At 73.5% G+C, this 3,861-nt stretch carries 5 protein-coding genes and 1 pseudogene; 3 read left to right on the top strand and 3 right to left on the bottom strand.

Annotated elements, in window-relative coordinates; genetic code table 11:
* Nucleotides 1-103: 103 nt before the first annotated feature.
* The gene (locus ACFV5N_RS25580; RefSeq protein ID WP_385604238.1) at nucleotides 104-340 is read right to left on the bottom strand and encodes a hypothetical protein; all 237 of its coding nucleotides are present in this window, start codon (nucleotides 338-340) and stop codon (nucleotides 104-106) included.
* A gap of 139 nt (nucleotides 341-479) precedes the next feature.
* Here ACFV5N_RS25580 and ACFV5N_RS25575 point away from each other — a divergent pair, with 139 nt between their 5' ends.
* From ACFV5N_RS25575 to ACFV5N_RS25565, 3 genes are all read left to right on the top strand, one after another.
* Complete coding sequence (locus ACFV5N_RS25575) at nucleotides 480-800, top strand: DMT family transporter (RefSeq protein WP_385604235.1); 321 nt, start codon at nucleotides 480-482, stop codon at nucleotides 798-800.
* 77 nt (nucleotides 801-877) lie between these two features.
* Nucleotides 878-1,879, top strand: coding sequence for a 2,3,4,5-tetrahydropyridine-2,6-dicarboxylate N-succinyltransferase (gene dapD, locus ACFV5N_RS25570; protein ID WP_385604232.1), 1,002 nt, complete (start codon nucleotides 878-880; stop codon nucleotides 1,877-1,879).
* Between the two features lie 39 nt (nucleotides 1,880-1,918).
* The gene (locus ACFV5N_RS25565; RefSeq protein ID WP_385604229.1) at nucleotides 1,919-2,737 is read left to right on the top strand and encodes an EI24 domain-containing protein; all 819 of its coding nucleotides are present in this window, start codon (nucleotides 1,919-1,921) and stop codon (nucleotides 2,735-2,737) included.
* On the opposite strand, the gene dapA is transcribed toward ACFV5N_RS25565, so the two are convergent.
* Both dapA and ACFV5N_RS25555 read right to left on the bottom strand, forming a co-directional pair.
* A complete protein-coding gene (dapA, locus tag ACFV5N_RS25560) occupies nucleotides 2,709-3,611 on the bottom strand; it encodes a 4-hydroxy-tetrahydrodipicolinate synthase (protein WP_385604226.1) in 903 nt (300 codons plus the stop codon). The genes ACFV5N_RS25565 and dapA overlap by 29 nt on opposite strands.
* A gap of 24 nt (nucleotides 3,612-3,635) precedes the next feature.
* Nucleotides 3,636-3,861: pseudogene (locus ACFV5N_RS25555) on the bottom strand (endonuclease/exonuclease/phosphatase); the annotation flags it as partial.

Here is a 3,861-nt window from a genome sequence, read left to right as displayed (position 1 = left end):
AAGCGGGGCAGCACGCCAGGAGGCGGGGCGGGACCACCGGGTCCCGCCCCGCCTCGCGCGGTACCGGGCCCCGTCCCGCCCGGACCTCCCCCCTCGCCCGGTGTCAGGCGTGGTCGACGAGCTCCTGGTGCCCCTGGACCCGGGCGCAGTGGGCGCAGCAGAAGAAGCGGCCGTCCGAGCTCTCCACGCCGTGGCCCAGGATCCGGCACCGGCAGTTCTCGCAGACCGGGGCCATCCGCTGGATGGCGCACTCGAAGCTGTCGAACACATGCACCTCCCCGGCGGCGCGCACCTCGAAGGCCAGCCGGTAGTCGTTGCCGCAGACCTCGCACTCGGCCATGGGTTCGTCCTTTCGCTGCCACGTCATCGGGGGTCGGCTTCAGGATGCGGGGCGGCCCGCGGCGGGCACCGGTGGCACGCGGAGCGGGTCACTCCGGTGGTTGCCCGTCCACCCGCCGCGGCTGGGTACGGTCGTCCGCATGGCTTATCTGATGCTCGCGGGCGCCATCCTGTTCGAGATCGCCGGCACCACGCTGATGAAGTTCAGCGACGGCTTCACCAAGCTCTGGCCCACCCTCGGCACCCTGGCCGGCTACGCCGTCGCCTTCACGCTGCTCGCCCAGGTCCTCAAGTCCATCGACGTCGGCATCGCCTACGCCGTCTGGGCCGGTGCCGGGACCGCGCTGATCGCCGCCATCGGCATGCTCTTCCTCGGCGAGAGCATCACGGCGGCCAAGGTCGCCGGCGTCCTCCTGGTCATCGGCGGCGTCACGCTGCTCAACCTCGGCGGCGCGCACTGACCGGCGCGCGGCCGCCCCGGGCCCGGCATCCGGGACCGGTTCGCCAGCCGCCCCCGCCACCGGTTAGCGTCTGGGACATGACCGACGCAACCACCTCCGCCCCCGTCACCCGCACCACCGGTGCCGTCGCCGCCGGCCTGGCCACCCTCGCCGCCGACGGCACCGTGCTCGACACCTGGTTCCCCGCTCCCGCCCTCGGCGACGAGCCCGGCGAGGCCGGCACCGAGCGGCTCACCCCCGAGCACGCCGCCGAACTCATCGGCGCGTCCGCCCCGCAGGCGCTCGGCCACGACCCGGTGCGCGGCGTGGAGGTCGTGGCGGTCCGTACGGTCATCGCCTCCCTCGACGACAAGCCGGTCGACGCCCACGACGTGTACCTCCGGCTGCACCTGCTCAGCCACCGCCTGGTCCGCCCGCACGGGCTCAGCCTGGACGGCATCTTCGGGCTGCTCGCCAACGTCGCCTGGACCAGCCTCGGCCCGGTCGCCGTGGACCGGGTCGAGGAGACCCGGCTGGCCGCCCGCGCCGCCGGGACCGCGCTGACCGTCACCAGTGTCGACAAGTTCCCCCGGATGACCGACTACGTCGTCCCGGCCGGGGTGCGCATCGGTGACGCGGACCGGGTGCGGCTCGGCGCGCCCCTCGCCGCCGGTACCACCGTCATGCACGAGGGGTTCTGCAACTTCAACGCCGGAACCCTCGGCAACTCGATGGTCGAGGGCCGCATCAGCGCCGGTGTCGTCGTCGGTGACGGCTCGGACGTGGGCGGCGGCGCCTCCATCATGGGAACCCTCTCCGGCGGCGGCAAGCAGACCATCACCATCGGCGAACGCTGCCTGCTGGGCGCCGAGTCCGGTATCGGCATCTCCCTCGGCGACGACTGCGTCGTGGAGGCGGGGCTGTACGTCACCGCCGGTACCCGCGTCACCCTGCCCGACGGCTCCGTCGTCAAGGCCGCCACCCTCTCCGGGATCAGCGGCATGCTCTTCCGCCGCAACTCCACCACCGGCACCGTCGAGGCGCTCCAGCGCACCGGCTCCTGGGGCGGCCTCAACGAGGCGCTGCACAGCAACAACTGAGCGCCCCACACGTCCCCGCGGCTGCGGGATCATGAACGCATGATGACTGATCTCGCGGCCGGGATACGGTACGCGGTGCTGGGCCAGCGATGGCTCGCCCAGCACCCCGGACGGTACGGCCGCGCCCTGCTCCCCGCGCTGATCGCCCTGGTGCTCTACGCCGCGGCCCTGCTCGTCCTGCTGCTCAACGCCGGTGCGCTCGCCGCCTGGATCACCCCGTTCGCCGACGACTGGGACTCCCCGTGGCGCGGGCTGGTGCGCGGCCTGGCCGTCGCCCTGCTGCTGGCCGCCGGGCTCTCGCTCACCGTCCTGACCTTCACCGCCGTCACCCTCGTCATCGGCGACCCCTTCTACGACGCGCTCTCGGCGGCCGTCGAGGAGAGCGAGGGCGACTGCCCGGCCGCGCCGGAGCGGCCGCTGTGGCGCGAGCTGTGGGCGGCGGCCGTGGAGGCGCTGTACGTGCTGTGGCGGGCCACCCTGTGGACGGTGCCGCTGTTCGTCCTCGGCTTCGTCCCGGTCCTCGGCCAGACCGTCATCCCGGTGATCGCCTTCGCGGTCTCCGGGTTCTTCCTCACCCTGGAACTGGTCTGCTACGCGCTGGGCCGCCGCGGCATCGACGTCAAGGAGCGGCTGCGGCTGCTGCGCGGCCGGCGCTGGCTCGCGGTCGGCTTCGGGGTGCCGCTGGTCGCGGCCTTCCTGGTGCCGGTGGCGGCGATCTTCCTGATGCCGGGCGCCGTCGCCGGAGCCACCCTGCTCGCCCGCGACCTGATGGGGGCGGGCCCGGCGCCCGGCACGGGGCCGGAACCCGGCCCCGCCCCGGGACCCGATCTCACGAAACCGGCGCCAGCGCGCCCTTGAGCCCGTCCACCAGCCGGCCGGTCAGCTCCGCACCGGCCGGCAGCAGCGGCCCGCGGACCGGCCCGCCGGGCAGCCCCGCCGCCTCGAACAGCGCCTTGACCGCGACCGTGCCCGGCACCTCCGTCATCACCGCGTCGATCAGCGGCAGCAGATGGTGGTGCAGCCGGGTGGCGGCGGCCAGGTCACCGGCGTCCACCGCGTCCAGCACCGCCCGCACCTGCCGGCCCGCCACATTCGCCACCGTGCTCACATAGCCGGTCGCACCCAGCGCGAACAGCGGCAGATTCAGCTCGTCGCACCCCGAGTAGTACGCCAGATCGGTACCGCTCATCACCAGCGCCGACTTGTGCAGGTCGTAGGCGCAGTCCTTGACCGCCCGGATCCGCGGGTGCTCCGCCAACCGGCGCAGCGAGTCGGCGGTCAGCTCGGTGCCGGCCCCGGTGCGCGCCGGGATGTCGTACAGCATCACCGGCAGCTCGGTGGCGTCCGCGACCGTCGCCAGATGGTGGACGATCGCCTCCTGGGTCGGCCGCGAGTAGTACGGGGTGACCACCAGCAGGGCGTGCGCCCCGGCCGACTGGGCGGCGCGGGCCAGCGCGATGGTGTGCCGGGTGTCGCTGGTGCCCACCCCGGCGATCACCGTGGCCCGGTCGCCCACCGCTTCCACGACGGCGCGCACCACCGCGTCCTTCTCGGCGTCGGTGGTGGTCAGGGACTCGCCGGTGGTCGCGTTGAGGACCAGGGCGTCGCAGCCGCCCCGGTCGACGAGATGCACGGCGAGGCGGGCGGTGCCCTCGGTGTCGAGGGCGCCGCCCGCCGTGAACGGGGTGATCATGGCCGCGGCACGGCGGCCGAACGGGGCTTCGGGGCGCATGGGGCACACCGTAGCCGCTGGGGGTCAGGGCTTGAAACGGATAATCTGCGGGTCGTGGTCGCTGGCCTGGCCGGCGAACTCGGAGTTGATGTGCACGATGTCGTAGTCGAACTTCTTGATCCCCGGCGAGACCAGCGTCTGGTCGAGCACCTGCGCGTTGCCGTTGAAGATGTAGGTGTAGCGCTCGTCGGCCGGCAGCGAGAACACCGCGCTGCGCAGCACACCACCGGCGGTCAGGGCGTCGGTGGTC

It is taken from the genome of Streptomyces sp. NPDC059853, from assembly GCF_042731495.1.
Lineage (GTDB): Bacteria > Actinomycetota > Actinomycetes > Streptomycetales > Streptomycetaceae > Streptomyces.
The sequence above is the reverse complement of the archived record's forward strand: the minus strand, read 5'-3'. Positions and strand labels throughout refer to the sequence as shown.